Raw genomic sequence first — 26,045 nt, 5'->3', positions numbered from 1 at the left:
CCACCAAGCCACCTACCTGGGGATGCCCGCTTTCCCGGCGGCGGCCGACGCCTCGACCCGGAACACCCAGCTACGCGCCAACCTCCGCCACGCCACCCACACGATCCGCGCCAAGCGGGCCACGGCGGTGGCCGAACTGGACGACTGGTCGCCGCTGCGCGCCGCGGGCGCGGCCATCAAGGACCGTACGCTGCGCCATCTCGACCACTATCTGGAGCAGTTGGAGAGCGCGGTCACGGCGGCCGGCGGGCACGTCCACTGGGCGGCGGACGGGGACGAGGCGAACCGGATCGTCACCGAGCTGGTGCAGGCGACGGGCGAGCGCGAGGTCGTCAAGGTCAAGTCGATGGCCACGCAGGAGATCGGTCTGAACGGCGCCCTCGCCACCGCCGGGATCACGGCGTACGAGACCGATCTCGCCGAGCTGATCGTGCAGCTCGGCGACGACCTCCCGTCGCACATCCTGGTCCCGGCGATCCACCGCAACCGCGGCGAGATCCGCGACATCTTCGCGGAGAAGATGGCCGAGTGGGGCCGCCCGGCCCCGGAGGGGCTGACCGACGCGCCCGCCGATCTGGCGGAGGCCGCGCGGCTGCACCTCCGCGAGAAGTTCCTGAACGCCAAGGTGGGGATCTCCGGCGCCAACTTCATGGTCGCGGAGACCGGCACACTCGTGGTCGTGGAGTCCGAGGGCAACGGCCGGATGTGCCTGACCCTCCCCGAGACGCTGATCTCCGTCGTCGGCATCGAGAAGGTGGTCCCCACCTTCCAGGACCTGGAGGTCTTCCTTCAGCTCCTGCCCCGCTCCTCGACCGCCGAGCGGATGAACCCGTACACCTCCACCTGGACCGGCACCACGGACGCGGACGGGCCCCGCACCTTCCACCTCGTCCTCCTGGACAACGGCCGTACCGACACCCTCGCGGACACCGTGGGCCGCCAGGCGCTGCGCTGCATCCGCTGCTCGGCGTGTCTCAATGTGTGCCCGGTGTACGAGCGGGCGGGCGGCCATGCCTACGGATCGGCGTATCCGGGACCGATCGGCGCGATCCTCACCCCTCAACTGCGCGGCATCCAGAGCGAATTGGACGCTTCCCTCCCGTACGCGTCGTCCCTGTGCGGGGCGTGCTACGAGGTGTGCCCGGTCGCCATCGACATCCCGGAGGTCCTGGTGCACCTCCGTGAGCGCGTGGTCGAGGGCGGCCCCGTCTCCATCCGTGGCACCCGCACCGTCATCAAGCCCGCCAAGGGCCACGCGGCCGAGCGCGCCGCGATGCGCGCCGCCCGCTGGGCCCTGGACCACCCCCGGGTGCTGCGCACCGGCCAGCGCCTGGCCTCCCGCACCCGCCGGTTCCATCCGCGCCGACTGCCCGGTCCGGGGCGGGCGTGGAGCGATACGCGGGAGCTGCCGAAGGTGCCGGAGGAGTCGTTCCGCGACTGGTGGCAACGCACCCGGGGCGAGAGCGGCACGGAGGGAAGGAAGACGACATGACCCCGCAAGACCCCGGCAGCCAAAGCACCCAGCACTCCGGCACCCGAAGCACCCAGAACCCCGGCGTCCACAGCACCGAGGCCCCCGACACCCAGAGCCCCGGCTCCCGCGCCCTGGTCATGGCCCGTATCCGCCGCGCCCTGGCCGATGTACCGCGCGCCGAGACGCCCGACGCGGTGCCGGTCGAGCGCACCTACCACCGCGTCCACGGCGACCGCACCCCCACCGAAACCGTGGACCTCCTCGCCGAGCACCTGGCCGACTACCGCGCGATCGTCCACCGGGCCGACGCCCCCTCCCTCCCCGCCCTGATCGCCCGCCTCCTCGCCGATCGCGGCGCGACCAGCGTGGCCGTACCCCCCGGCCTTCCCGACTCCTGGCTGTCCGCCGTCCCCGACGCGGTGCGCCGGGTCCCGGACACGGCGGAGCTGACGCCGCACGATCTGGACGCGGTCTCCAGCGTGGTGACGGCCTGCGCGGTGGCCATCGCCGAGACCGGCACCGTGGTCCTGGACGCGGCCCCCGACCAGGGCCGCCGCCGCATCACCCTGGTTCCCGACCACCACATCTGCGTCATCCGGGTGCCCGACCAGGTAGTGGACTCCGTCCCCGAGGGCCTTGAACGCCTGGATCCGGGCCGCCCGTTGACCTGGATCTCGGGCCCGTCCGCGACAAGTGACATCGAACTCGACCGCGTCGAAGGCGTCCACGGCCCCCGCACCCTCGAAGTGGTCCTCGCAGGGCCGCCGGCCGGGCCGGAAACCGCTGGTCAGAGCTGACAAGGCACGGGACGCATACCCGGGCCACGCCGGGGCATATGCCATAGGGGCAGGCGAAGGAACACCCGCGCAGGCGATGCGGTCTTCCTCACATACCGCCGGTAACACCGCAGTTGGGCGGTTTACGCCGATGCCGTTGTCGGTAGGGGCCTCTACTCTTATGGCATGCGTCCCACTCCTACTCAACAACCTGCCTTACTGACCACCTCCTCCACCGACCAGGCCAACGAGGCGATTCGCGTCTTTCTGCGGGCCCGGGCAGGCCGGGCACTGCGGCCTTCGGAGCGGGCCGAGTACAGCCGGTTGCTGAAGATCTACACACGGGCGCTGCGCGGCGAGGTGGAGAAGGCCGCCTGAGCGGCACGAGCGGCACGAGCCGACCACATCTGAAAAGCGGGGGACGCCATGGGGGCTGTGGGCAAGGTCGTCTTCGGAGCGGTGGCGGCGGGGCTTCTGGGCGTCGCCGGGTACGGCGGATACAACCTCTACACGGGCGTGACCGGCGGCGATACCACCGCGGCCCATGACGGTCCGGTGACCGCGGACGAGACCCGGCGGACCGCCCGGGAATTCCTGGACGCATGGGCGGACGGCAATGACATGCTGGCCGCCGGGCTGACCAACGACGCCGAGGCGGCCATCGGCGCGCTGAGCGGCTATCGCGACGACGGCCATGTGCGGAAGGTGACGGTCACCCCGGGCACGGCGCGGGGCACCATGGTGCCGTTCACCGTCAAGGCCGAAGTGGTCTTCGACAAGACCCGTTCGAGCTGGACGTACGCATCGCGGCTGACCGTGGTGCGCGGCCGGACGACCAAGAAGCCGCTGGTCGACTGGCGGCCCTCGGTCCTCCATCCCAAGCTCGCGGCCGATGAGTCCGTACGGACGGATCTGGCGGACAATCCGCCGGTGCGGGTGCTGGACCGCGACGGCAAGGAGCTGCGGCAGGGCCGTTATCCCTCGCTCGACCCGGTACTGATCGCGCTGCGGGCGAGATACGGAGCGGACGCCGGGGGCACGGCGCGGGTGGAGGTGTCGGCGGTCAAGGCCGACGGGACCGCCGGAGCGACGCTTCATGTGGTGAAGAAGGGCACGCCGGGCACACTGCGCACCACCCTCGACGCCGGGGTGCAGAAGCGCGCGGAGAAGGCGGTGGCCACGCGCAACGGCGCCTCCGTGGTGGCGCTCAAGCCCAGCACCGGGGAGATCCTGGCGGTGGCCAACTCCGACCAGGCCGAGTTCAACGCCGCGCTGCAGGGGCAGACGGCGCCGGGGTCGACGTTCAAGATAGTCACCGCGGCCACCCTTCTGGAGGCGGGCAAGGTCAGCCCGGGCCACTTGGTGCCGTGCCCGAAGACGGCGGCGTACGCACAGGGCATGACGTTCCACAACGTCGAGGACAGCGAGAACCCCGGCGCCACCTTCGCGCAGGACTTCGCGGCGTCCTGCAACACCGCGTTCGTCTCGCTCGCCGGGGCCGTGCCCGATGGCGCGGTGGCCCAGGAGGCGCGGACCGTGTTCGGCCTCGGCCTGAACTGGCGGGTGGGCGTCACCACCTTCGACGGCGAGGTGCCGGACGGAAGCGGCGACGACAAGGCCGCCGCCATGATCGGCCAGGGCACGGTCCAGATGAACCCGCTCACCATCGCCTCCGTCGCGGCCACCGCCCAGACCGGCACCTTCAAGCAGCCCGTCATCGTGCCGCGCTCGGTCGACCACCGCGAGATCGCCACCAGCGACCGCAGCCTCAGCCCGGCCACCAGATCGCAGCTCAGGGCGATGATGCGGCTGACCGCGACGAGCGGCACCGCCGCCCGGGCGATGTCCGGGCTCACCGGCGACATCGGGGCCAAGACGGGTTCGGCCGAGATCAACGGCCAGCCCAAGACCAACGCCTGGTTCACCGCCTACCGGAACGATGTGGCAGCCGCCGCCGTGGTCACCGGCGGCGGCCACGGCGGGGATGCCGCCGGGCCCGTCGTCCGCGAGGTACTCAAAACTGGCTGACGGCGCGGTACTCAAAGCCGGTACTCACAACCGGCTGACGCGCGGTATTCAAAGCCACCATCCCCTGGCCTCCCCCGCTGCCTCAACCCTTCGTACAGGGGTTGGGCTAAGGGGTTGTCCATGGTCTGACCCACGCTCTAGCCTGGCGCGGCAGCCGCCAGAGCACAGCACGGCACCGCACCTGCCCGCGCAGAGGGGATTCCGGCGTGAAGCGCACATCCCGCGATATACGCACCGCCAACCGCTACGGGGTGCTGCGCCATATCGTCGCCCAATCCCCCGTCTCCCGGCAGGAGGTGGCCGCCGCGACCGAGCTGAGCCTGGCCACCGTGGCGAATCTCGTCGGTGAGCTGCTCGACCTCGGGATGCTGGTCGAGGTCGGCTACGAGGACTCCGACGGCGGCCGGCCGCGCGGTCTCATCGCGGTCAATGCCTCGGGCGCCGCGCTGATCGGCGTGGATGTGGCGGAGACGTATATCCATGTCGAGCTGTTCGATCTGGCGCTGACCGTCCTGGCCCGCGCGGACGAGGAGTTGCGCCCGGAGGAGAACGACCCGGGCAAGGTGGTGGCGCGTATCGCGGACGCCGTGTCCTCGGTGGTCGGGCAGGCGGGCGTGGCCGCGGACCGGGTGCTGGGCGTCGGCGTCAGCATGCCGGGGCAGGTGGACCGCGAGGGCGGGGTCTCGGTCTTCGCGCCCAACTGGGACTGGCATGACGTCCCGCTGCTGCGGCTGCTGGCCGAGCACATCCCCTACCCCCTCCACCTCGACAATCCGCTGCGCGCCTGCACCGTGGCCGAGCAGTGGTTCGGGGCGGCGCGCGGGCGGAACGACGCCGTGGTGGTCAACCTCGGTACGGGCGTGGGGGCCGGGCTGGCGCTCGGCGGCACCCTGCACCGCGGGGTCAGCAACAGCGCCGGGGAATGGGGGCACACCACCCTCATCCTGGACGGACGGCAGTGCCACTGCGGCAACCAGGGATGTGTGGAGACCTATGTCGGCGCCCCCGGCATCATGCGGAATCTGCGCGAGCTGAGCCCGGACAGCCCGCTGCTGCATCCGGACGACCAGACGGCCACCATCGAGGCGCTCGGCCGGGGCCTTACGGCAGGCGATCCGGTGGCCGTAAAGGTCGTGCACACCACCGCGCGCTATCTCGGCGCCGCCCTCGCCGATCTGATCAATCTGCTCAACCCGGAAGTGATCGTGCTCAGCAGCTGGGTCGCGGCCGCCCTCGGGGAGCCGCTGCTCGCCGAGGTGCGCGCGGCGGTGGCGGCGCGCGCGCTGCGCCGCCCGCTGGCGAACACCGAGATCGTGCTGTGCCCGATCCCGTCCAACCCCGTGAGCCTCGGCGCGGCGACCTTCGCCCTGGAGGGCTCGCTCGCGTCGGTGGGACTGAAGAACCGCCGCACCACACCAAGGAACCGCGGAGGAGAACGATGAGCTCCACGCAGCACACACCACTGCCCTACTACGAGGACGTCTCCCCCGGTGCGGGAGCGCTGCCGCCCCGCCCCTGGACCCCATCCTCCGACGCCGCGCGGCTGAGCCTGAACGGGACGTGGTCCTTCCGGCTGTCGCCGACCGCCACCGCCGAGGACGACTCCTTCGCCCGCCCCGGCTACGACGCCCGCGGCTGGGACGAGCTCCCGGTGCCCGGCCACTGGGTGCTGCACGGCCACGGGGCGCCGATCTACACCAATGTGCTCTATCCCTTCCCGGTGGATCCGCCGCACGTCCCCGCCGAGAACCCGACCGGCGACCATCTGCGCGTCTTCGACCTGCCCGGCGACTGGCCGGAGGGCGGGGAGGCGGTGCTGCGCTTCGAGGGCGTCGAGTCATGCGCCCGGGTCTGGCTCAACGGCGAGGAGCTCGGCACCTTCAAGGGCAGCCGGCTGCCGCATGAGTTCGAGGTCGGGGGTCTGCTCAAGCCGTCGGGGAACGTGCTGGCCGTCCGCGTCCACCAGTGGTCCTCCGGGAGCTATCTGGAGGACCAGGACCAGTGGTGGCTGCCCGGCATCTTCCGCGAGGTGACGCTGGAGCACCGCCCCGAGGGCGCGCTCGCCGACTACTTCGTCCACGCCTCGTACGACCACACCACCGGCGAGGGCACGCTGCGGATCGACTCCGACCCCGGCGGCCGGGTCACCGTCCCCGAGCTGGGTCTTGACCTGGCCACCGGGGAGAGCGCCACCGTCCCCGTCGAGCCGTGGACTGCGGAGACACCGCGGCTGTACGAGGCGCGGCTGACCACCGTGGGCGAGAGCGTCTCGCTGCGCGTGGGCTTCCGTACCGTGGTGGTCGAGGACGGGCTGCTCAAGATCAATGGGCGGCGGGTGCTCTTCCGCGGCGTCAACCGGCATGAGTTCCACCCGGAGAACGGGCGGGCCGTGGACCTCGCGACCATGCGCCGCGATCTGGTGCTGATGAAGCAGCACAACATCAACGCCGTGCGCACCAGCCACTATCCGCCGCATCCGGCCTTCCTCGGGCTCTGCGACGAGCTGGGGCTGTGGGTGATCGACGAATGCGACCTGGAAACCCACGGCTTCGGCGTCCTGGACTGGCGGAACAACCCGGTGGACGACGACCGCTGGACCCCGGCGCTGCTCGACCGCGCCGAGCGCATGGTCGAGCGCGACAAGAACCACCCGTCCATCGTGATGTGGTCGCTGGGCAATGAGTGCGGCACCGGACGCGGGCTGTCCGCCATGGCCGACTGGATCCGGGAGCGCGACCCGTCCCGGGTGATCCACTACGAGGGCGATCTGTCCTGCGCCGACACGGACGTCTACTCGCGGATGTACGCGCCGCACGAGGAGGTCGACCAGATCGGCCGGCGCACCGAGGCGCCGTGGGGCGATCCCGAGCTGGACGCGAAGCGCCGGGCGCTGCCGTTCATCCAGTGCGAGTACGCGCACGCCATGGGCAACGGGCCGGGCGGACTGGGCGAGTACCAGCGGCTGTTCGAGGCACATGAGCGCTGCCAGGGCGGTTTCGTCTGGGAGTGGATCGACCACGGCTTCACCCGGCGCGCCCCCGACGGCCGCTTCTACCACGTGTACGGCGGGGACTTCGGCGAGGAGCTGCACGACGGGAACTTCGTCTGCGACGGGCTGGTCTTCCCCGACCGCACCCCCTCCCCGGGGCTGATCGAGTACAAGAAGGTCATCGAGCCGGTGCGGATCGAGGGCGACGGGGCACAGGGCACGGTCCGGATCACCAACGGCCATGACTTCGCCGATCTGTCCCATCTCGTCTTCTCCTGGAGCTATGAGGCGGAGGGGGAGGCGATCGGCTCGGGTGAGCTGGCGGTGGAGCCGCTGCCGCCGGGCGAGTCCGCCGATCTGAAGCTCCCGGCACCGCCCGCCGCCGAGGCGGGGGCGGAGACCCGGTGGACCGTCGAGGCGCGGCTCGGGGCGGCGACGGCATGGGCCGAGGCGGGCCATACGGTGGCCTGGGCCCAGTTCCCCGCCGCCGCTCCCGGCACCGGCCGGGTGCGCGCCCTCGCCTCGGGGGAGGCGCCGCGCCGCGACGGCGACCGGATCGTGCTCGGCCCGGGTGTCTTCGACGCGGCCACCGGCGCCCTGACGGCGCTCGGCGGGCTGCCCGTCACCGAACCGCCCCGGCTGGACATCTGGCGCGCGCCAACCGACAACGACAACGGCGCGTCCTGGCAGCCGGACGAGCGCTGGGGCCTGATCTGGCGCCGGTTCGGGCTGCACCGGGTGCGGCACCGGACCGACGCGGTGGAGACGACGCCGGACGGTGCGCTGACCGTCCGTACCCGCGTCGCGCCCGCCGCCGTCGACTTCGGTCTGGAGACGGTCTACCGCTGGACCGCCGATGAGGACGGACGGCTGAGCCTGGCGGTGTCCGTCACCCCGCTGGGCGAGTGGACCTGCCCGCTGCCGCGCCTGGGCCTGCGGCTCGGGGTCCCGGCCGCGCTGGGCGAGGCCGAGTGGTTCGGCGGCGGCCCCGGCGAGGCGTACCCGGACACGCGTGCCGCCGCGCGGGTGGGGCGGTGGGCGCTGTCGGTCGACGAGCTCCAGACGCCGTACGTCCGCCCGCAGGAGAACGGCGCCCGGATCGATGTCCGCTGGGTGCGGCTGACCGCGCCCGACGGCTCGGGGGTGCGCATCGAGGGCGAGCCGGCCTTCTGGTTCACCGCGCGCCGCTGGACCACCGAGCAGCTCGACGCGGCCGAGCACACACCGGATCTCGACGCGTCGAACGAGACGGTGTGGGTGAACCTGGACCACGGGCAGCAGGGCATCGGCACCCAGTCCTGCGGCCCGGGGGTGCTGGACGAGCACCGCCTGGACGTGGCGCCGGCCGAGTTCTCGTTCACGTTTTCGCGGCTGAGCTGACACTCGCGTCGGCCGGGGCCGGTCGTGGCGACCGGCCCCGGGCCGTACGCGCCTGCACCACCCGCACCGCGCCCGCTGGTCAGAAGAGTGCGGGGGCAGTCCAAGAGGCTGCCCCCGCCGGGGGTTCGAGGGCGGAGCCCCTCAGAACGGGGTCTTCCCCCACCCCCGCCAGCACGTGTTTTCGGCCGCCTGCCGTACGCGGCCGCGTCAGGCGGCCTTACGCGCTTCTGTCGCGCAGCGCCTCGAGCGCCCGGTCCGCGTGCACGCTCATCCGGAACTCACTCTTGACGATCTCCAGCACCTTGCGGTCGGTGTCAATCACAAAGGTGACCCGTTTGGTCGGCACCGCCGCGATCCCGCGCTTCACCCCGAACCGCTCCCGTACGGTCCCCTCCGGATCCGACAGCAGCGGATAGCCGAAGGAGTACGCATGGGCGAACTCCGCCTGCTTCTCGACCGAATCGGCGCTGACCCCGACCGGCTGGGCGCCGAGTTCCTTGAACTCCGCCGCGATGTCCCGGAAGTGGCACGCCTGTTTGGTACAGCCGGGAGTGAAGGCCGCCGGATAGAAGAACAGCACCACCGGACCGTCCGCCAGCAGCCCACTGAGTGAACGGGCGGCGCCGTTCTCGTCCGGCAGCTCGAAGTCCTCGACCACATCACCGATGTCCATGGGTGCACGCTACCCGCCACCCGCCCGAGCGGCGGGGGAAACGGACGTGCGCAGCGGCACGTCAGCAGCGCAGCCGGGCGGTATGGCCGTCGATGCGCAGGATGCATTCGGTGAACAGCGTCATCGGGGGGCTGTCGTCGGTGGGGACCAGCCGCAGCCCGAGGTCCATGATGGACCGGATGACGTGGGCGGTACGGCTTCCGTCGGGGTCCGGTCCGCGCAGCGCGGACCATGCCTCGAAATGCGCCCGGACGGCTTCCCAGGCCGGTCCCGGCGTGAAGTGGCACAGAAAAACCGGCTGGTCGACCCCGTACTGGCGTAACTCGCCGACTGCGGCCTCACCTTGCATAAGCCACCATGTGGCACTCATCTCGTCCCCAACTCCGTACATGGGAGTGGATACCCATCATACGGGTGGGGAAGACCCGGCGAGGGTCGACTCCAGATCGAGGGCCCATGCCAGCAATCGCTCGTCCGCCCCCGGCCGGGCCACGCACTGCACGCCCAGCGGAAGGGAGCCCGCCGCCCGGCCCGCGGGCAGGGCGAGGGCCGGGACTCCCGCGTAGCTCCAGGGGAGGCTCATCACGGAGTTGCCGGTGCTCTGCAGGCCGTACGGCGCGGGGCCCGTGGCGGCCGGGGTGATCCACAGGTCGATGCCGTCCCGGTCCATGGCGGCCACCAGCCGGTCGCGGAAGGCGGCACGGGCGCGCAGCGCCGCGGCGTACGCGTCGTCGCCGATCCGCTGCCCCTGCCGGATCGCCTCGGCGGTCTGCTCGCGGTACCGCTCCGCGTAGCGCGGAAACCATACGGCGTGGGTCCGCGCCAACTCGTAACGGCCGATCACCACTTGATCCGCCCTGACCTGGTCGAAGTCATCCGGGAAGGGCATGCGGCGGACCGTGAATCCGGCCACCTCCAAGCGCCCCGCCCGCTCCTCGAAGGAGCTCCTGGCCTCGGCGTCGGCGCGGTCGAGGTACGGGCCGAGCGGGATGCCGAGCACCGGCCGCCGCCCCGTCGCCGCGCCGCCGTCGCCGGACGGCCGCCATCCGTCGCACAGCACGGCCGCCGCCGGGGCGAGGGTCGCCACGTCGGGGGCGAAGAGGCCCACGGTGTCGAAGGTCGGGGCGTTGGCGATCACGCCGTCGGAGGGGATGCGGCCGTGGGTCGGCTTGAAGCCGACGACCCCGCAGTAGGCGGCCGGGCGGATCATCGAACCGATCGTCTGGGTCCCGACCGCCAGCGGCACCATCCCCGCCGCGACGGCCGCGGCCGAACCGCTGCTGGAGCCGCCCGGAGTGTGGCCGAGATGGTGCGGATTACGGGTGGGACCGGGAGCGGTCACGGCGAACTCGGCGGTGACGGTCTTGCCCGCCACCAGCGCCCCCGCCGCCCGCAGCCGATCCACGAGCGACGCCTGCGGCCCGGCCAGCGCCTCGGCCGGAACGTCCGAACCGGCCCGCGTGGACAACCCGTCGGCGTGCACGATGTCCTTGACGCCCACCGGCACGCCGAACAAGGCCGGCCGCCCGCCCGAACCGTCCCACCGCTGATCGGCCATCCGCGCCTCACGCAATAACCGCTCACGGCGGCCGGGTTCGGGGACGAAGGCATGTATCTCGCCGTCCGCCGCCTCGATCCGGTCACAGACCCGCGCGGCCGCGGTGGCACAGGAGGTGTCCATGACCCCCGAGGCTACGCCGCCCCCTGCGTCAGTCCACCTCCTCAGCAGCCCTTGACCGTGGGGTGTCCCTGCTGGCGCCGGGCGGCCGGCCGGTGACGCGTTTGAAGGCACGGCTGAAGGCGGCCTGAGAGGTGTAGCCGAGGCGTTGCGCCACGGACTGGATCGGCACGGTGTCCTGGGCCAGCCACTGCCCGGCGAGGAGCATCCGCAGCTCCGTGGCGTAGCGGAGGGGCGGCATGCCGATCGTGGTTTGGAATCGGTCCGCGAAGACGGACCGGGAGACATTGCATTCCGCCGCCAGCTCGGCCACGGTCCAGTGATGCCCGGGCTGCCGGTGCAGGGCCAGAATGGCGCAGGCCAGGCGGGGGTCGCGCAACGCGGCCACGAGGCCGGAGGTGTTGTCGCATCCGCATTCGACCCAGCCCCGCACGATCATGGCCGCCGCCACTTCGGCCAGACGGGCGAGGATCCCGGCGAAGCCCACGCGTCCGGCGCAGACTTCGCGCCTCATGGACGTGAGGATCGGCATGAGCCCGGGGTAACGCTTCCCCTCGGCATCGACCAGCATGACATCGGGCATCAGCCGGCTCAGGCCCTGCATTCCGCCGAGGTCGAAATCCATGAAGCCGTTGAAGAAGATGGCGCTGGGGGTCGGGCTGGTGCTCGGGCAGGCATCCACATCACACACCGCATTGCTGAGCGGGACCGCATCGAAACTGTCTATGCCCCGGACCGGTATATCCGGACCGGAGAGCAGCTGATGAGACTCGCCGTGGGGCATGAATACGGCATTTCCAGCCGAAAGCTCGTGGACAGTTCCGTCCTCGGTGCGCAGGACGGCGGAGCCGACGGCGAGGAAATGAAAATAGGCGCGTCCTGGCTTGGCATCGAAATTGAGGCCGAACCGCGGGCCAGCATGGACACGACGATACCGGACACCGCGCAGCCGCATGCTGGTCAGCAGTTCGCTGATGAGGTCGGACGACAGGGCGAACTGCCCCGCAGGCCCTCCACCCGCAGGTGCCCCATCCGCAGGCGCCCCGCCCGGAGTCCCCCCGCCCGGACTCCCGGTCAAATATTGCAGACGTTCTGTCATAGCTCATCCTGAAATTCGTGCTTAGCCTTGACTCGAAGCTCTCATGCGATTCAGGGAGAAGCAAACAGTTGAGTAGCGATGTGCGCACCACCGTGCCCGATGCCAACCCTGGCGAAGCGGCCGATGGGGAATTGGTACCACCCGAACCGGCCGCACCGTCCTGGGCGGCGGTGTTCTCGCTGGCGATGGGTGTATTCGGATTGCTCACGGCGGAATATCTGCCGACCAGCTTGTTGACTCCGATGGCCGCCGACCTAGGAGTATCGGAAGCTCTGGCGGGGCAGGCGGTGACGGTAACGGCGGCGGCCGCGATGATTTCCGGATTGCTGACGGCGAGCCTGACCCGGAGAATCGACCGACGGATTGTGTTGCTCGGCTTCACCGTCCTATTGATCATATCCAATCTGCTGGTGGCCGTAGCCACCAATATGGCAATGCTGATGCTGATGCGGATCCTGCTGGGTGTCGCACTCGGTGGCTTCTGGAGCATGGCCGCGGCGGTGGCGATGCGTCTGGTGCCCGCGGCTCTGGTTCCGCGGGCGGTATCGATCATCTTCAGTGGCATCGCGGTGGCTACCATCGTGGCGGTGCCGCTCGGCAGCTACCTCGGCGAGCTGGCCGGCTGGCGCAGCACCTTCCTGGCGGCGGCCGCACTCGGGGGCGTGACGTTGGTGTTCCAGCTTTTCACGCTGCCCCGGATGGCGCCCCATGGCACGGCACGGCTGGGCACCTTGTGGGAGGTGCTGCGCCGCCCGGGTTTCGGGGTGGGCATCGCAGGAATGCTGCTGGTTCACATTGGGCACTACGCGCTGTTCACCTATATCCGGCCCGCTCTGGAAAACGTGGTGAAGGTCGACGTCGATGCGTTGGCGCTGCTGCTGTTCGTCTTCGGAGTGGCGAACCTCGTGGGCACACTGGTGTCCGGATGGCTTCTGGAGATCAGCCTGCGCCTGACGTTGACACTGACGCCGGCGCTGATGGGCGTCGCGGCACTGGGCGTGGCGCTCCTTCCCGCCGGGCAGGCCGGGTACGTATTTCTGGTGGTCCTCTGGGGCCTGGCCTTTGGCGGCGTGTCGGTGGCGTGGTCGAACTGGGCGACTCGCATGGTGCCCGACCAGGCGGAAAGTGCGGGCGGGCTCGTGGTGGTGGGCGTGCAGTCCGCTATCGCCGGCGGGGCCGCCGCGGGCGGTCTGATATTCGGTATCGGCGGCGTCGTCACCGTATTCACCGTCTCCGGCGTCGTGTTGCTCGCCTCCGCGTTGCTGATCCTCCTGCGGGTCAAAGCGCCCCGGCGCCTCGTAAGGAACTGATGCGTCGATGCGGTCCTGAGAGGTCCTGACCGCGCTTGGCCGCGCCCGGTCGCGGAACAGCCGCCGAAACGGTGGCCGTTCCGGGACCCTGCCGCCGGTGCCTGGTGGTGGTCGGCCGCGACCGTGTGGTTGCCCCCGGCGCCTCAGCGGGGCATGGCAGCGGCTCATTTAGAGTGAGGTGGTGACTTCGCCGAACAACCTCAGCGGCCCGTCTCGTGCGGGCGCGTCCCCGAGCCGCGGCCGCCGCCGTGAGAACGCCATCCTCGCGGTCGCGCTGGAACTGGTCAGCGAGGTTGGTTTCGATCGCTTGAGCGTCGATGCGATCGCGGCCAGGGCCCGCGCTTCAAAGGAAACGATCTACAGCCGATGGCGGACCAAGGATGAGATCGTCGCCGAGGCGCTGCGCCGTCAGAGTGAAGGGGACGAACCCGAGGCTCCGGACACCGGCAGCCTCAGGGGCGATCTCATGAAGGTCGTCGACGCGCAATGTGCCGCGCTGGGCGGCAAAGGTGACGTGTCGTTGCTCAGCTTGGTGGAGGCCGTCCGGGATCACGCCGGTCTGCGTGACACCGTCCGGGCACACATCGAGCACACCCATGCCGGGATCGGTGGGACGGTCGCCCAACGGGCGACCGCCCGCGGCGAACTGGGGTCCGGTGCTGACGTGCCTACCTGCATCACGCTCGCGCTGGGGCAGCTGCTGTTCTCGGCGTTGCTCGGCGGTTCGGTGCCAGGTCGCGCCGAGCGGGAAAAGCTGGTCGATCAGGTGCTGCTACCCATGCTCGCATCACAGGCTGATCTTCGACGGTAACCAGGATTCCGCTGCCCGACCGGTACGTCTCCGCGCGGTCCGGCTATCCGCCGATCCGCCGCGGCCTGCGGGAACGGGCACGCTCCACCGTCACCGCACCGGACACTCCTGCCAGCAGGACCAGCGCCAGGAACAGTTGCGGATGCATCCCCAGCACCTTGGGCTCGGTGGCCTCGAACTCAGGGTCCGACGCCGCGGTACCAGGGAACAACGACGCTCCGAACATGCCCAGCCACGGCACCGCCCCGATCGCCGCGGCCGTATAGAGCTGGGCTCGTTGATCGCCCCCGCGCCGCGACAGGACTCGCAGCCCGAGCCCTCCGCTCAGCATCCCCATCACGATGTACTGCGCATTGTGAAACTTCGCGTGTGGCGGCCAGTTCGGGTTGTGCAGATGCTGCCTGGCGCTCCGGGGAACGACGAAGTCGGCCAGCAACGGGCCGACCCCGGTGACCACCAGGGCAGCACCGACCACTGCCCGCGACACCTTCGACACCGGCTTGAGGGTCATAGTCATCCACGCTCCTTCTGTTCATCGGACCAGAATCCGATTCCGTTGTGAGGTAAGCCCGGCTCGGGACCGGGTCCGCCTTCGTGGGCAGCGGGCCCGGTCTGGTCGCTCAGGCCGGCTGGTGAGTCGGGTAGTCGGTGTAGCCGGCGGCGTCGCCACCGTAGGCTTTGCTCATGTCGGCCTCGGTGAGCGGCGCGCCGGTGGCGAGACGGTGCGGGAGGTCGGGGTTGGCGATGAAGAGCTGGCCGAAGGAAAGGATGTCGGCAGCTCCTTCCTCGACGAGCCGGAGGTGGTCCGCGCCGGTGCGCGATCCGGGGGTGTTCGGGTTGAGCATGAAGACCCCGGTCCAGGCCGCCCGGAGGACCGCCGTGAACTCGGGGGCCCCGGCCTCCATCACGTGGAGGTAGGCCAGTCCGAGCGGGTTCAGCGCGTCGACCAGCAGGGCGTAGGTCTCGGCGTAGTCATCCTCGACGATGTCGTTGAGCAGGTTGGCCGGGGAGATGCGCAGGCCGGTGCGGGACGCCCCGATCGCCTCGGCCACGGCGGTGACGACCTCGACCGTGAAGCGGATGCGGTTGGCGGGGCCGCCTCCCCACTGGTCGGTGCGCTGATTGGCGTTGGTCGCCAGGAACTGCTGCAACAGGTAGCCGTTGGCGCCGTGCAGTTCTACGCCGTCGAAGCCTGCCTCGATCGCGTTGCGCGCCGCGGCGGCGAAGTCCTCGATGGTCTGACGGATCTCCCCGTCGGTCATCTCATGCGGGACGACGAGATCTTCCAAGCCCTTGGGCGTGAAGATCTGTCCGTCAGCTCGGACCGCGGAAGGGCCAACCGGGGTGAGCCCGTCGCGGTAGTTCGCCGGGTGGCCGATCCGGCCGGTGTGCATGAGCTGGGCGAAGATCACTCCCCCCTGGTCGTGCACCGCGTCGGTGACCTTCCGCCACGCCTCCACTTGGGTCTTGTGGTGCAGGCCGGGAGTGTTGGGGTAGCCCTGGCCGATGACGCTCGGCTGAGTCCCCTCGGTGACGATCAGGGCGGCGCCGGCCCGCTGGGCGTAGTACTCGGCCGTAGTCGCCGTGGGGCTCTGGTCAGGCCCGTATGCACGGCTGCGGGTCATCGGAGCCATCGCGATGCGGTGCTTCAGCTCCAGCCGGCCGATCTTGATGGGCTCGAAAGCGGTGGTCATCGTCGTCTTCCTCTCTGGGATACGCGCAGGGAGCGACTGTCCCGCCTCGCATAACCGTACGCCACCGTACGGAATTCCCTGTGTGCCGCAGGTCACACACCTGCGTTTTCGCGCCCATACGATCTTCGAAATCAAGCGCGGGGGAGGAAGCCGTGACGGGTGACGGCATTGTCACGAGAGGGAAGCGCCTGGACGATGGCCCGGTGAGTGATGCCTGGGCGGGGGTCGACCCCGTCGCGCTGGAATGGGCCGTACGGGAGCGGGCCGGGCGGCCCGTGGCCGGGGTCGAGGACATGGAGAGCTACCTCGCGGCGCAGGTGGCGGATGTCTCGCACCGCGAGGTGATCGGGCCGCTGCTGAGCGGAGACGGACCCAGTGGTGTGGTCGTACGCCGCGGAGAGGTGCTCGCCCGCTGGGGCGACCCGGGCCGGGAGGAGATGGCCTTCAGCGTGACCAAGAGCGTGCTGTCCCTCGTCGCGGGCGTCGCCTTCGACGACGGACTGCTGCGGCTGGACGAGCCCGTGCACACCTCCGTGGAGCTGCCCCAGTTCGCGGATGAGCACGGGCGCGGGATCACGTGGCGGCATCTGCTGGACCAGACGAGCCAGTGGGAGGGCGAGCTGTGGGGAAAGCCGACGCGCGTGGACGCCCAGAGCGTCCGCGAGGGCACGGAGTCGGCGGGCGGGCCGCCCGGTGAAGGCTGGGCCTACAACGACGTTCGGGTGAATCTGACGGCGCTCGCGCTCACGGTCCTGTTGCGGCGTCCGCTGCCGGAGGTGCTGCGCACCCGTGTCATGCAGCCCATCGGGGCCTCCGGCTCATGGTCGTGGCACGGCTACGGCAAGTCCTTCGTGGACCTCGATGGCGCCCGCCTCCCCGTGGTGTCCGGCGGCGCTCACTGGGGCGGCGGGCTGTGGATCAGCGCGCTCGACCTGGCCCGCATCGGCCAACTCTGCCTGGAGGACGGGGTATGCGCCGGGCATCGGGTCGTGTCCCGACGCTGGATCGCGGAGCTGTGGACGCCGTGTTCCGTCAAGCCGGAGTACGGGCTGTCCTGGTGGCTCAACGACGGCCGCGTGGTGTGGCCACAGGCCCCGTCGACCGGGCGCTGTGCCCGGGGCAACGGCGGCAACCACCTCTTGTGGGTGGACCCGGCCCGTGACCTCACGCTCGTCTCACGCTGGGGAGCCGATGTGGAAGCCCTGATCGTGGCGGTCTCGGAGGCGGTCCGCCCCGGATGACGGCCTGAGGCCACCGCTCAGCGGGCTTCCACATCGGCTGTCTCCGTCAGCTACCGCCCGTCACCTTGACGTAGTCGACGACCAGCTGCTGCGGGAAGGAAGTGTTGCCGTCCGGGTCGCCGGGCCAGTAGCCGCCCACGGCCAGGTTGAGAATGATGTAGAAGGGGTGGTCGAAGACCCAGCGGTTGCCGTTCAGGTCGGCGGGGGTGCGGGTCTGGTAGACGTTGCCGTCGACGGACCAGGTGATCTTGTTGGGCGACCAGTCGATGGCGAAGGTGTGGAAGGCGTCGGAGAACTTGCCGCCGTTGGGGAGGGTGTAGCCGGCGCCGATGCCGCCCGAGCCGGAGTAGCCGGGGCCGTGCAGGGTGCCGTGGACGGTGCTGGGCTCGAAGCCCACGTTCTCCATGATGTCTATCTCGCCGCAGTTGGGCCAGCCGGCGCTGCCGATGTCATTGCCCAGCATCCAGAAGGCGGGCCACATGCCCTGGCCCTGGGGCAGCTTCATCCGGGCCTCGACATGGCCCGAGGCGGTGGTGAACTTCTGCGAGGTGTTGAGGCGGGCGGAGGTGTACTCGCACCGGCCGTACCAGCAGTTGTAGTTGGCCGGGTTCTCCTTGCGGGCGGTGATGACGAGGTTGCCGTTGCCGTCCAGCGCCGCGTTCTTGTTGCCGTCGGTGTAGTACTGACGCTCGTGGTTGTTGACGTTGTCGCCGGTCTCCACGCCCCACTTGGAGCCGTCGACCCCGCTGCCCGCCGCGCCGTCGAAGTTGTCGGTGAACTCGGCGGCGGCGGCGGTGTTGGCCTTGGTGTCGGTGGCCTGGGGGGTGGCCGTGGCCGGGGCGGTGAGCCAGGGGGTGGCGGCGAGTGCGGTCGCGGAGAGCAGACCGATCACGGTGTTGCGCACAGTTTTTCTCATGGAGCGGTGGTGCCTTCCTGTGTGGGGGATGGGACCGGTGGGTGCCGGTCCGGTGGGGGGAAGGTATGCGTCCGGCGGCTGGGGGCCGGGGTCCGCGGCGCTATGGCACGGGCGTACGGGTGGGAGGGGTGCCCATCAGCGCTCGTCGGGGAGTGGCGGTCGGGGGACGGTCGGGAGGGGTGCCCGTCAGCGCTCGTTGGGGGGTGGTGGCCGGGCGACGGGCGGGACGGTGCGCGTCCTCGGTGAGGAAGCGGCCGACGGGGACGGTGGCGGCGCCGAGCGCCACGGCGTGGGGGCCGAGCCGGCACAGCCCGATGGTGGTGTGGGCGTACGGCCGGCGCAGCGCCTGCGCGGCGACCGTCTCACGGATCCGGGGCAGCATACGGGCGCCGAACAGCAGCCCGGCCCAGCCGCCGAGGATGATCCGCTGCGGGTTGAAGAGGTTGACCAGGTTGGCGATCCCGGCGCCCAGATACACCGCCGCCTCCTCCAGCACGCGCTGTGCGGCGGATGAGGTGTCGGCGGCCGCGAGCAGCCCGGCGAACGTGGACTCCTTGTCGACGCCGGGGATGGTGCGGCCGCGCCGGGCCTGCCGGAAGCGCTCCAGGACCGCCTCTGCGCCGACGTACGCCTCCAGGCAGCCGCGCGCGCCGCACCGGCAGCGGCGGCCCCCGGCCTGGACGGTGGTGTGGCCCCACTCGCCCGCGCTGTTGGTGGCGCCCCGGTAGGGGGCGCCGTGGGTGATGACGCTCGCGCTGACGCCGGAGCCGATGACCGCGACGACGGCGTGCTGGACGCCGCGTCCGGCGCCGAACCACATCTCGGCGCGGCCCATGGCCTCGGCGCCGTTGTCGATGTGCAGGGGCAGTGCGGTGCCGGTGCTCAGCAGCCGCTCCAGGGGGAGGGCGTTCCAGCCGGTGGCCGATACGCCGATACCGACGCCGAGGATGTGCCCCTGGGGGATCCCGGCTTCCTCGACGACGGCGTCGAGACCGGTCAGGATGTGGCCGACGACGGTTTTGGCGTCGCGCCCTTCGGAGGGTAACGGGTAGACGACACCGGCCCGTTGGGTGAGGGCGAGGTCGAACAGCCCGACGCGGACCCGGGTGTCGGCGACCTCGACGCCGATGACGTACCGGTGCTCGGGGACCAGCCGCAGCCGGGCGCCGGCCCGGCGGCCCACCGCGACGAGGGCCGATTCCGCCTCGGTGACGGCGTCTTCGGTGGCGATGCCTTTGGTGACGGCGTCTTTGGTCGCGGCGTCTGTGATGACGGTGCCGTTGGTGACGGTGTCTTGGGTGATGAGGCTTTTGGTGACGGCGCCTTCGGTGACGACGCCTTCGGCGATCAGTTTGCCGATGACCGTGCGCACGGTGGTGGCGCTGAGCCCCGTACGGCGGACGAGCTCCTGGCGGGTGAGCGGGGCATGGAAGTACAGCGCCCACAGCAGTGAGGCGCGGCTGCCGTGCCGCGGATCGCGCACGGTGGTGCGCAGCGAGGGCTGGGCTGCCTGCGCCTGGGCCGTCATCGGTCACCTCCGGGGAGACACAATGTCCAGCCCTGTTCGAGTCATGTCAATAGGTCTGGACCTTCTTGTCTCAAAGAATTTGAGACGGGCCCTGACCCAACTCCCCCTGAACCGACAGAAGTCGAACCCTCAGCGCGCTCCGCCGGTGGCGAGGAAGTGTGCCAGCGGAAGGGTGGCCGCGCCCAGCGCCACGGCGTCGGGCCCCAGTTCGGCCAGCCCGATCTCGGTCTGCGCGTACGGCCGGTGCAGCGCGTAGGAGGCGGTGGCGGCCCGGATTCTGGGGAGGACCCGGCCGCCGAGGAGCAGTCCGGCCCAGCCGCCGAGGATGATCCGCTCGGGGTTGAAGAGGTTGATCAGATCGGCGATACCGGCGCCGAGGTAAGCGGCGGTCTCCTCCAGCACCTCGCGCGCCCGCGCCTCGGTTCCGGCGGCCCCTACGATCGCGGCGAACGCGGCCTGCTGATCCTCACCGGCGCCGTCCGCGCCGTGCTCCTCGGCACCATCGACGCCGCCTTCCCCCGCACCGCCCGCCGCCGCGCGGTCGCCGCGCGCCGCGCGCCCGTAGCGGTCGAGCACCGCCTGCGCCCCCACGTACGCCTCCAGGCAGCCGACCGCACCGCATCGACAGGCGCGGCCGCCGACCTGGACGACCGTGTGCCCCCACTCCCCCGCGCTGCTGGTCGCGCCCCGGTACGGCGCCCCGGCGGTCACGATGGCCGCGCCGACGCCGGAGCCGATCAGCGCGATCACCGCGTTGTCCGCGCCCCGGCCCGCCCCGAACCACATCTCGGCCTGCCCCTGCGCGGTGGCGCCGTTGTCGATGAACAGCGGCAGATCGGTGCCGGTGCGCAGCAGCCGCTCCAGCGGCACCGCGTCCCGGCCGGCGGTCGGGCCGTGGACGAGGACCTCGTCGCCCTGTTCGACGACACCGGGGACACCGACCCCGACGCCGATGACCGCCTCCGGCTCCGTGCCGCTCTTGGCGACGACCGCTTCGAGGCCGGTCAGGATGTGGCCGACGACCGGCTCCGGGTCCCTCTCCAGCCCGCCGGGCGTCAGCGGATGCTCCCACCGGGCCAGTTCGGTCAGCATGAGGTCGAACAGCTCCACGCGCACATGGGTCTCGCCGACGTCGACCCCGATGAGATGGCCGCTGCCCGGCGCGACCCGCAGCAGCGTACGAGGGCGGCCGCCGTCGGACTCGACGGACCCGGCCTCCTCCACCAGTGCGTCGGCGAGCAGTTCGCCGACGACGTTGCTGACCGAACCGGAGCTGAGCCCGGTGAGCGCCCCCAGTTCCTGACGGCTCACCGGGCCCTGGAAGTAAAGCTGGCGCAGCAGCGTCGAGCGGTTGCCGCGCCGCAGGTCGCGGACGGTCCGTCGGTTCATCTGACCCATCGGGCTCCTTCCCCCTGCCCGAACCTACCTGACGGGGCCGCTCTTGACGCCGACTGGTTTCATCGCTTAACTCACGGTCTGAATGAAGTCTCGCGCTTCACCTTTTGAACGGTCAATGGCGTCCGACCGTCAAGGACAGCCCCTGACCGCCGCCGCGCGGCCCCGCTACTCCGCGCCCGGCGCCTGAAAGAGCGCGAGCAGATCCTCCCGCCCGAACATCCGCGCCGTCTCGACGGCCGAGGGCGATCCGGAACGCGGGTCGGCGCCCTTGGCCAGCAGCACCCTCAGCACCTCCTCCTCGCCCTTGAACGCGGCCCCGGCGATGGGCGTCTGGCCCCGTTCGTTCACCCGATTGGGGTCGGCGCCGCGCTCCAGCAGGGCCGACACCGTCGCGGGGTGGCCGTAGTAGGCCGCGAGCATGAGCAGGGAATCGCCCTTGTCGTTGGTGAGGTTGGCCGGGACGCCCGCGTCCACGTAGGCGGCGAGCGTATCGGTGTCACCCTGCCGGGCCAGGTCGAAGACCTTGGCCGCCAGTTGCAGCACCTCCGGGTCGTGGGCGGGCTCGCTCTCGGGGTTCGATTGGGTCATGGCCTGTCGCCTCCGGCTTCGCTACCTCGGTATGTGATCACCCACCCTAAGGACGGCGACCGAGTCGTCCGAGGAGGTGGCCACCCCCGCGGGAGGAGGCGGTCGGCTCGGAGCGCCACGCCTCCATGGTGATGATTACACCGATAATCCACCCAATTGCACCTTTCGCCGGATGGATACATGCTGTGATCCTGGAACCACTCATGGTGACTGATCGCCCCCCATCAGCCAGGAGACCGTGATGATCCTGTCCATTTCCGGCGTCGTACTGCTCGGCATCGTCGTCTTCATCTTCTTCCGCAAGGACGGGCTGAAGGGGTCGCACGCCATCATCTGCGCGCTCTTCGGCTTCTATCTCGCGTCCACCGCGATCGCGCCGAGCATCAAGGCAGGCGGTGCGAGCCTCGCCAGCCTCCTGGGCGGGATCAAGATCTGACGTGGCACGGAGACCGCTCCCCCGCCTCCGCCTCGGCGGAGGCGAAGGCACCCCGCTCATCCCGCTCCTCCGTGGCCGCGCGTTCGCCCGCACCGCGGCCGACGGCGTCGCCGATGTCCTCCACCCCCTGGTCGCGCTCTCCCGGGGGATGCGCCTGCTCGCCGCCACCGGGCGGCGCAAGTGGATGGAGCTACCGGGCGACCGCCGTGGACCGGTATTCGTCCTCGTGATCGCCTGCGGCTTCGTCCTCTTCCTGCTCCCGTACGGGCCACTGACGGCGGCGATCAGCCTGATCGGCGCGGCGGGCTGGGCCGGGCGGGGGCGCGCCCCCGCCGCATCGGGGACGCCCGGCACGGACGGGGCCGAGCGGCTGCGCACGCTCTACGAGGCCCTGGTGCCGTACTTCTCCGCCGCCGAGGACCCCAGCCCGCTCTACAGCCATGGCGGCGACTGGTCCACGGTGTTCGACTCCTTCGCCTTCGACGAGGACGGACGGCTCACCCGACTGCGGCTCCGCTACCCCGCCTACTTCACCGACGGCGAGCCCGCGGCCCGCACCCGGATCGAGCAGTTGCTGTACGCGAAGTCGGGACGCGGCCGTGAATATCTGTTCGAGTGGGACGAGGAGGCCAACGGCCTCAACCTGACCGTGCTGCCCGCCCTGTCCACCGCGATCCACGCCCAGCGCTTCGTCACCGCGCCCGGCGAGACGGTGCTGGGCTTCACCGACCCGTCGTCGGTGCAGCGGACGCTGCCGGTGCTGGCGGAGCCGGAGCGCTGCGAGGAGAGCGCGGGGGACGCGGCGGGCACGGGGGTCGAGCGCGCGACGGGGGACGGACCGCAGACCCATGACGTACCGCCGGTGGTCTGGCGCACCGGCCCGCGGTCGACCGAACCGCATCTGCTCGCGCTCGGCCAGCCCGGAAGCGGCACCACGACCCTGCTGCGCTCCATCGCGCTGCAGGCGCTGCCCCATGGCGAGGTGCTGGTGGTGGACGGCGGCGGAACCGGCGAGTACGCGTGTCTGGGCGGGCGGACGGGGGTGCTCGCGGTGGAGTCCGGGCTGGCCGGGATGCTGGCCACACTGGAGTGGGCGGGCCATGAGACCGAGCGCCGGCTGATCGGCGCCAACCGCGCCCGCCAGTTGGGGCATTCGCCGCCGGACGACATCCAGCGCCCGCTGTGGATCCTGCTGGACCGGCCGTCGGTGATGAGTCAGCTCGCGGCGGCCGACGGCCGCACCGACCCGCAGGAGCTGCTGGCCGTGCCGCTGCGGCACGGACGGGCGGCGAACGTACGGGTCGTGGTGGCCGATCAGCTGGATGCCACGGAGGGGCTGAGCGACGCCGTGCGGCGCCACACCCGGGCCCGGGTGGTGCTGGGCCCGGTCTCCTCCGAGCAGGTCACGGCCGTCCTCGGGGCGCCGCCGCACACCACGCCGACACCCGAGGTGCCTCCCGGCCGCGGCTATGCCCGCCTCGGCGCGGGCCCGGTGCACCGCCTCCAGGTGCCGGCCACGCCCGATCCGTACGACGAGGCAGTGAGCGAGGCCGAGCGGCAGGCGGTGCTCCGGCTGCTCCCCGCTCCGGACCCGGCGGCGCCCACGACCCCGGCGCCCGTCGGCAGATGACCCGCCGGGGTGACCGGCCGGAGTGACCCGCCGAAGCACATCCCGGCGGGGCACATCCCGGCGGGGCACATCCCGGCGGGTCAGGCCACGTACGTACGGGGCGACTCGGCCTCGATCGTGGCGCCCGAGGCCACCAGGTCGGCGGCGGCGGCCAGCCGGGTGGCGGCCTTCTCGGCCACCGCTCCCCCGACGGTGAACGGAAGCCGGACGTACCCCTCGAACGCGCCGTCCACCCCGAAGCGGGGCCCCGACGGCACCCGGACCCCCAGCCGGGCGCCCGCCTCCGCGATGCGCGAGCCGGAGAGGCCGCCGGTGCGGGCCCAGAGGGTGAGCCCGCCGTGCGGAACGGTGAACTCCCAGTCGGGCAGATGGCGTCGGACGGCGTCGACGAGCGCGTCACGGTTGCCGCGGGCGAGCGCCCGGCGCACCTCGATGGCCTCCTCCCAGCCACCGGTGTTCAGCAGCCAGGCGACGGCGAGCTGTTCGATGACGGGGGTGCCCAGATCCGCGTAGGCGCGGGCGGCGACCAGGCTGCGGATGACATCGGGCGCGGCGCGCACCCAGCCGATGCGCAACCCCGCCCAGAACGACTTGCTCGCCGAGCCGACGGTGATCACAGTGCTGCCCCCGGGGTCGAAGGCGCAGACCGGGCGGGGCAGCGCCACCTCGTCGTCCAGGCGCAGCTCGGTCATGGTCTCGTCGGCGATCAGGATCGTTCCGGCGGCGCGGGCCGCGTCGACGAGCTGCCGGCGCTGCTCCTCGGTGGCCAGGGCGCCGGTGGGGTTGTGGAAGTCGGCGATGACATAGGCCAGCCGGGGCGCGGCGGCGCTGAGGACCTGGCGCCAGGCCGGGATGTCCCAGCCCCCGAGTTGGTCGGCCACCGCGACGGGCACCAGCCGGGCGCCCGCCTCCCGCATCAGCTGGAGGATGTTGGCGTAGCTGGGTGATTCGACGGCGACCCGCTCCCCGGGCCGGACCATCAGCCGGCAGGCGGCGGCGACCGCCCCCATGGCGCCGGTGGTGACCATGATCTGCTCGGGCATGGTCGGTATGCCGCTTGCGGTGTAGCGGTCGGCGAGCGCCTGGCGCAGGGCGGGCAGCCCGGCGGGGTAGTCGCCGTGGGTGCGGGCGTAGGGCGGGAGTTCGTCCAGGGCGCCGTGCATGGCGCGGGTGAGCCACGGTTCGGGGGCGGGCAGCGCGGCACAGCCGAGGTCGATGACGGACGCCGCGGCCTCGGGCGGGAGCGGATCGAGCCCCCGGGTGGGCAGCGGGCTTCCGGCGGGCATGGCGGTCCAGCTCCCGGCGCCGCGCCGGGACTCCAGGAACCCCTCGCCGCGCAGCGCCTCGTAGGCGGCGGCGACGGTGGTGCGGCTGACCGCGAGCGCCGCGGCGAGCTCGCGCTCGGCGGGGAGGCGTGCCGCGACCGGAACCCGGCCCTCCAGGATGAGCAGCCGTACGCCGTCGGCCAGGGAGCGGTAGGCGGGGACGCGGCGCCCCCCGGTCAGTGAGGCCGCGGCCCCGGCGGCCACGCCGTCACGGGTGTGCTGCGACCCGAGCAGCCGGGCCAGTTGGGGTGCGCCGACCGCGGACGTCCATGGACTCATCGAAAGCGGTCCACCTTTCGGAAATTGGCCGTAGAACTGGACTGGTTCCAGGCCACAGAGTGACATGCCGCAGGCCACTCACACCAGGAGCTCGCATTGTCCGATCACCTTCCACGCCGCCTTGTCCAGCTCTACGTGGGGCTCGTCCTGTACGGCGCGTCCATGGGGCTCCAGTTGCGCGCCGCCGTCGGTCTTGACCCCTGGGACGCCTTCCACCAGGGCATCGCCGAGCACACCCCGCTGTCGATCGGCACGGTGACGGTCGTCGTCGGCCTCGTCGCGCTGCTGCTGTGGATCCCGCTGCGCGAGCGACCGGGCCTCGGCACAGTGTCGAACGTGATGGTGCTCGGGCCGGTGATGGACGCCACCATGTGGCTGATACCGGAGCAGGAGGCGCTGGCGGTGCGGATCCCGATGCTGCTCTTCGCGATCGTGCTGTGCGGCGCGGCCACCGGGCTCTACATCTCGGCACGGTTCGGGGCGGGCCCGCGGGACGGGCTGATGACGGGGCTGCACCGGCGCACCGGGTGGTCGCTCCGGCTGGTGCGGACCGGGCTCGAGCTGGCGGTGCTGGCCACCGGCTTCGCCCTGGGCGGGTCGGTGGGGCTGGGTACGGTGCTGTTCGCGCTGACCATCGGGCCGCTGTCGCAGTTCTTCCTGCGCGTCTTCGCGATTCCCGCGCCCACCGGGACGTCGGGCCCCGGGATCGTGGCGCGCGGCGGTGCCGAGCCCCAGGTCCGGGACCTGATTTAGGGCTGACGCGATCGGGGCGGTAGTGTACGCCCTTGGCCT

General features: G+C 71.3%; 22 protein-coding genes and 1 pseudogene. 12 read left to right on the top strand and 11 right to left on the bottom strand.

Annotation, left to right across the window (positions count from 1 at the left end; translation table 11 throughout):
* Window positions 1-22: 22 nt before the first annotated feature.
* The 6 genes from J5X86_RS44750 to J5X86_RS44725 all read left to right on the top strand — a co-directional run bounded on the left by J5X86_RS44750 (window position 23) and on the right by J5X86_RS44725 (window position 8,647).
* Window positions 23-1,492, top strand: a complete 1,470-nt coding sequence (locus J5X86_RS44750; RefSeq protein ID WP_208522383.1) for a lactate utilization protein B — start codon at window positions 23-25, stop codon at window positions 1,490-1,492.
* Between the two features lie 119 nt (window positions 1,493-1,611).
* Window positions 1,612-2,271, top strand: coding sequence for an LUD domain-containing protein (locus J5X86_RS44745; protein ID WP_208522382.1), 660 nt, complete (start codon window positions 1,612-1,614; stop codon window positions 2,269-2,271).
* Between the two features lie 165 nt (window positions 2,272-2,436).
* Complete coding sequence (locus J5X86_RS44740) at window positions 2,437-2,628, top strand: hypothetical protein (protein WP_208522353.1); 192 nt, start codon at window positions 2,437-2,439, stop codon at window positions 2,626-2,628.
* 48 nt (window positions 2,629-2,676) lie between these two features.
* Window positions 2,677-4,278, top strand: a complete 1,602-nt coding sequence (locus tag J5X86_RS44735; protein ID WP_208522352.1) for a penicillin-binding transpeptidase domain-containing protein — start codon at window positions 2,677-2,679, stop codon at window positions 4,276-4,278.
* Window positions 4,279-4,484: 206 nt separating this feature from the next.
* Window positions 4,485-5,720: an ROK family transcriptional regulator gene (locus J5X86_RS44730; RefSeq protein WP_208522351.1), complete on the top strand. Its 1,236-nt coding sequence runs from the start codon at window positions 4,485-4,487 to the stop codon at window positions 5,718-5,720.
* Window positions 5,717-8,647: a glycoside hydrolase family 2 TIM barrel-domain containing protein gene (locus J5X86_RS44725; protein ID WP_208522350.1), complete on the top strand. Its 2,931-nt coding sequence runs from the start codon at window positions 5,717-5,719 to the stop codon at window positions 8,645-8,647. Before J5X86_RS44730 ends, J5X86_RS44725 begins: the two co-directional genes overlap by 4 nt.
* Before the next feature lie 217 nt (window positions 8,648-8,864).
* Here J5X86_RS44725 and J5X86_RS44720 read toward each other — a convergent pair whose 3' ends face one another.
* From J5X86_RS44720 to J5X86_RS44705, 4 genes are all read right to left on the bottom strand, one after another.
* A complete protein-coding gene (locus J5X86_RS44720) occupies window positions 8,865-9,320 on the bottom strand; it encodes a peroxiredoxin (RefSeq protein ID WP_208522349.1) in 456 nt (151 codons plus the stop codon).
* Window positions 9,321-9,381: 61 nt separating this feature from the next.
* On the bottom strand, window positions 9,382-9,690 hold the full coding sequence (locus tag J5X86_RS44715; protein WP_208522348.1) for a hypothetical protein: 309 nt from the start codon (window positions 9,688-9,690) through the stop codon (window positions 9,382-9,384).
* A gap of 36 nt (window positions 9,691-9,726) precedes the next feature.
* Entirely contained in the window at window positions 9,727-11,001 is a 1,275-nt protein-coding gene (locus J5X86_RS44710) for an amidase (protein ID WP_208522347.1), read from the bottom strand.
* Between the two features lie 28 nt (window positions 11,002-11,029).
* Window positions 11,030-12,097 carry an AraC family transcriptional regulator gene (locus tag J5X86_RS44705; protein ID WP_208522346.1) on the bottom strand — a complete coding sequence of 356 codons (1,068 nt, stop codon included), beginning with the start codon at window positions 12,095-12,097 and terminating at the stop codon, window positions 11,030-11,032.
* A gap of 80 nt (window positions 12,098-12,177) precedes the next feature.
* Between J5X86_RS44705 and J5X86_RS44700 the strand changes: the two genes are divergently transcribed.
* On the top strand, window positions 12,178-13,407 hold the full coding sequence (locus J5X86_RS44700; RefSeq protein ID WP_308124923.1) for an MFS transporter: 1,230 nt from the start codon (window positions 12,178-12,180) through the stop codon (window positions 13,405-13,407).
* 181 nt (window positions 13,408-13,588) lie between these two features.
* Complete coding sequence (locus J5X86_RS44695) at window positions 13,589-14,218, top strand: TetR/AcrR family transcriptional regulator (protein WP_208522344.1); 630 nt, start codon at window positions 13,589-13,591, stop codon at window positions 14,216-14,218.
* Window positions 14,219-14,261: 43 nt separating this feature from the next.
* Here the strand turns inward: J5X86_RS44695 and J5X86_RS44690 are convergent, their stop codons facing one another.
* Together J5X86_RS44690 and J5X86_RS44685 are read right to left on the bottom strand one after the other, a co-directional pair.
* Window positions 14,262-14,735, bottom strand: a complete 474-nt coding sequence (locus J5X86_RS44690; protein ID WP_208522343.1) for a DUF6640 family protein — start codon at window positions 14,733-14,735, stop codon at window positions 14,262-14,264.
* 103 nt (window positions 14,736-14,838) lie between these two features.
* Window positions 14,839-15,912: an alkene reductase gene (locus J5X86_RS44685; protein ID WP_208522342.1), complete on the bottom strand. Its 1,074-nt coding sequence runs from the start codon at window positions 15,910-15,912 to the stop codon at window positions 14,839-14,841.
* Between the two features lie 203 nt (window positions 15,913-16,115).
* Here J5X86_RS44685 and J5X86_RS44680 point away from each other — a divergent pair, with 203 nt between their 5' ends.
* Window positions 16,116-17,153 carry a serine hydrolase gene (locus tag J5X86_RS44680; RefSeq protein ID WP_308124922.1) on the top strand — a complete coding sequence of 346 codons (1,038 nt, stop codon included), beginning with the start codon at window positions 16,116-16,118 and terminating at the stop codon, window positions 17,151-17,153.
* 52 nt (window positions 17,154-17,205) lie between these two features.
* Here the strand turns inward: J5X86_RS44680 and J5X86_RS44675 are convergent.
* The 4 genes and pseudogenes from J5X86_RS44675 to J5X86_RS44660 all read right to left on the bottom strand — a co-directional run.
* Window positions 17,206-18,069 (bottom strand): annotated as a pseudogene (locus tag J5X86_RS44675) (family 16 glycosylhydrolase); the annotation flags it as partial.
* Window positions 18,070-18,169: 100 nt separating this feature from the next.
* Entirely contained in the window at window positions 18,170-19,597 is a 1,428-nt protein-coding gene (locus tag J5X86_RS44670) for an ROK family transcriptional regulator (protein ID WP_208522341.1), read from the bottom strand.
* Window positions 19,598-19,726: 129 nt separating this feature from the next.
* Window positions 19,727-20,995 carry an ROK family transcriptional regulator gene (locus J5X86_RS44665; protein ID WP_208522340.1) on the bottom strand — a complete coding sequence of 423 codons (1,269 nt, stop codon included), beginning with the start codon at window positions 20,993-20,995 and terminating at the stop codon, window positions 19,727-19,729.
* Window positions 20,996-21,160: 165 nt separating this feature from the next.
* Window positions 21,161-21,583, bottom strand: coding sequence for an ankyrin repeat domain-containing protein (locus tag J5X86_RS44660; protein WP_078639709.1), 423 nt, complete (start codon window positions 21,581-21,583; stop codon window positions 21,161-21,163).
* Between the two features lie 241 nt (window positions 21,584-21,824).
* Between J5X86_RS44660 and J5X86_RS44655 the strand changes: the two genes are divergently transcribed.
* A complete protein-coding gene (locus J5X86_RS44655) occupies window positions 21,825-22,019 on the top strand; it encodes a hypothetical protein (RefSeq protein ID WP_059146566.1) in 195 nt (64 codons plus the stop codon).
* A gap of 1 nt (window position 22,020) precedes the next feature.
* Window positions 22,021-23,649, top strand: coding sequence for a hypothetical protein (locus J5X86_RS44650; RefSeq protein ID WP_208522339.1), 1,629 nt, complete (start codon window positions 22,021-22,023; stop codon window positions 23,647-23,649).
* Between the two features lie 80 nt (window positions 23,650-23,729).
* Here the strand turns inward: J5X86_RS44650 and J5X86_RS44645 are convergent, their stop codons facing one another.
* Window positions 23,730-25,253 (bottom strand): PLP-dependent aminotransferase family protein, encoded by a 1,524-nt coding sequence (locus J5X86_RS44645; protein ID WP_078639711.1) that lies wholly within the window; start codon window positions 25,251-25,253, stop codon window positions 23,730-23,732.
* 96 nt (window positions 25,254-25,349) lie between these two features.
* On the opposite strand from J5X86_RS44645, the gene J5X86_RS44640 reads away from it, so the two are divergent.
* Window positions 25,350-26,006 (top strand): YitT family protein, encoded by a 657-nt coding sequence (locus J5X86_RS44640; RefSeq protein ID WP_208522338.1) that lies wholly within the window; start codon window positions 25,350-25,352, stop codon window positions 26,004-26,006.
* Window positions 26,007-26,045: the final 39 nt, after the last annotated feature.

It is taken from the genome of Streptomyces sp. NEAU-YJ-81 (assembly GCF_017592595.1).
Lineage (GTDB): Bacteria > Actinomycetota > Actinomycetes > Streptomycetales > Streptomycetaceae > Streptomyces > Streptomyces hygroscopicus_B.
The sequence above is the reverse complement of the archived record's forward strand: the minus strand, read 5'-3'. Positions and strand labels throughout refer to the sequence as shown.

Coding starts and splice junctions, on each gene's coding strand:
- J5X86_RS44740 (WP_208522353.1), top strand. CDS start 2,437: ATGCGTCCCACTCCTACTCAACAACCTGCCTTACTGACCACCTCCTCC.
- J5X86_RS44715 (WP_208522348.1), bottom strand. CDS start 9,690: ATGAGTGCCACATGGTGGCTTATGCAAGGTGAGGCCGCAGTCGGCGAG.
- J5X86_RS44670 (WP_208522341.1), bottom strand. CDS start 19,597: ATGACGGCCCAGGCGCAGGCAGCCCAGCCCTCGCTGCGCACCACCGTG.
- J5X86_RS44720 (WP_208522349.1), bottom strand. CDS start 9,320: ATGGACATCGGTGATGTGGTCGAGGACTTCGAGCTGCCGGACGAGAAC.
- J5X86_RS44735 (WP_208522352.1), top strand. CDS start 2,677: ATGGGGGCTGTGGGCAAGGTCGTCTTCGGAGCGGTGGCGGCGGGGCTT.
- J5X86_RS44690 (WP_208522343.1), bottom strand. CDS start 14,735: ATGACTATGACCCTCAAGCCGGTGTCGAAGGTGTCGCGGGCAGTGGTC.
- J5X86_RS44665 (WP_208522340.1), bottom strand. CDS start 20,995: ATGGGTCAGATGAACCGACGGACCGTCCGCGACCTGCGGCGCGGCAAC.
- J5X86_RS44750 (WP_208522383.1), top strand. CDS start 23: ATGCCCGCTTTCCCGGCGGCGGCCGACGCCTCGACCCGGAACACCCAG.
- J5X86_RS44710 (WP_208522347.1), bottom strand. CDS start 11,001: ATGGACACCTCCTGTGCCACCGCGGCCGCGCGGGTCTGTGACCGGATC.
- J5X86_RS44685 (WP_208522342.1), bottom strand. CDS start 15,912: ATGACCACCGCTTTCGAGCCCATCAAGATCGGCCGGCTGGAGCTGAAG.
- J5X86_RS44645 (WP_078639711.1), bottom strand. CDS start 25,253: ATGAGTCCATGGACGTCCGCGGTCGGCGCACCCCAACTGGCCCGGCTG.
- J5X86_RS44705 (WP_208522346.1), bottom strand. CDS start 12,097: ATGACAGAACGTCTGCAATATTTGACCGGGAGTCCGGGCGGGGGGACT.
- J5X86_RS44660 (WP_078639709.1), bottom strand. CDS start 21,583: ATGACCCAATCGAACCCCGAGAGCGAGCCCGCCCACGACCCGGAGGTG.
- J5X86_RS44745 (WP_208522382.1), top strand. CDS start 1,612: ATGGCCCGTATCCGCCGCGCCCTGGCCGATGTACCGCGCGCCGAGACG.
- J5X86_RS44725 (WP_208522350.1), top strand. CDS start 5,717: ATGAGCTCCACGCAGCACACACCACTGCCCTACTACGAGGACGTCTCC.
- J5X86_RS44655 (WP_059146566.1), top strand. CDS start 21,825: ATGATCCTGTCCATTTCCGGCGTCGTACTGCTCGGCATCGTCGTCTTC.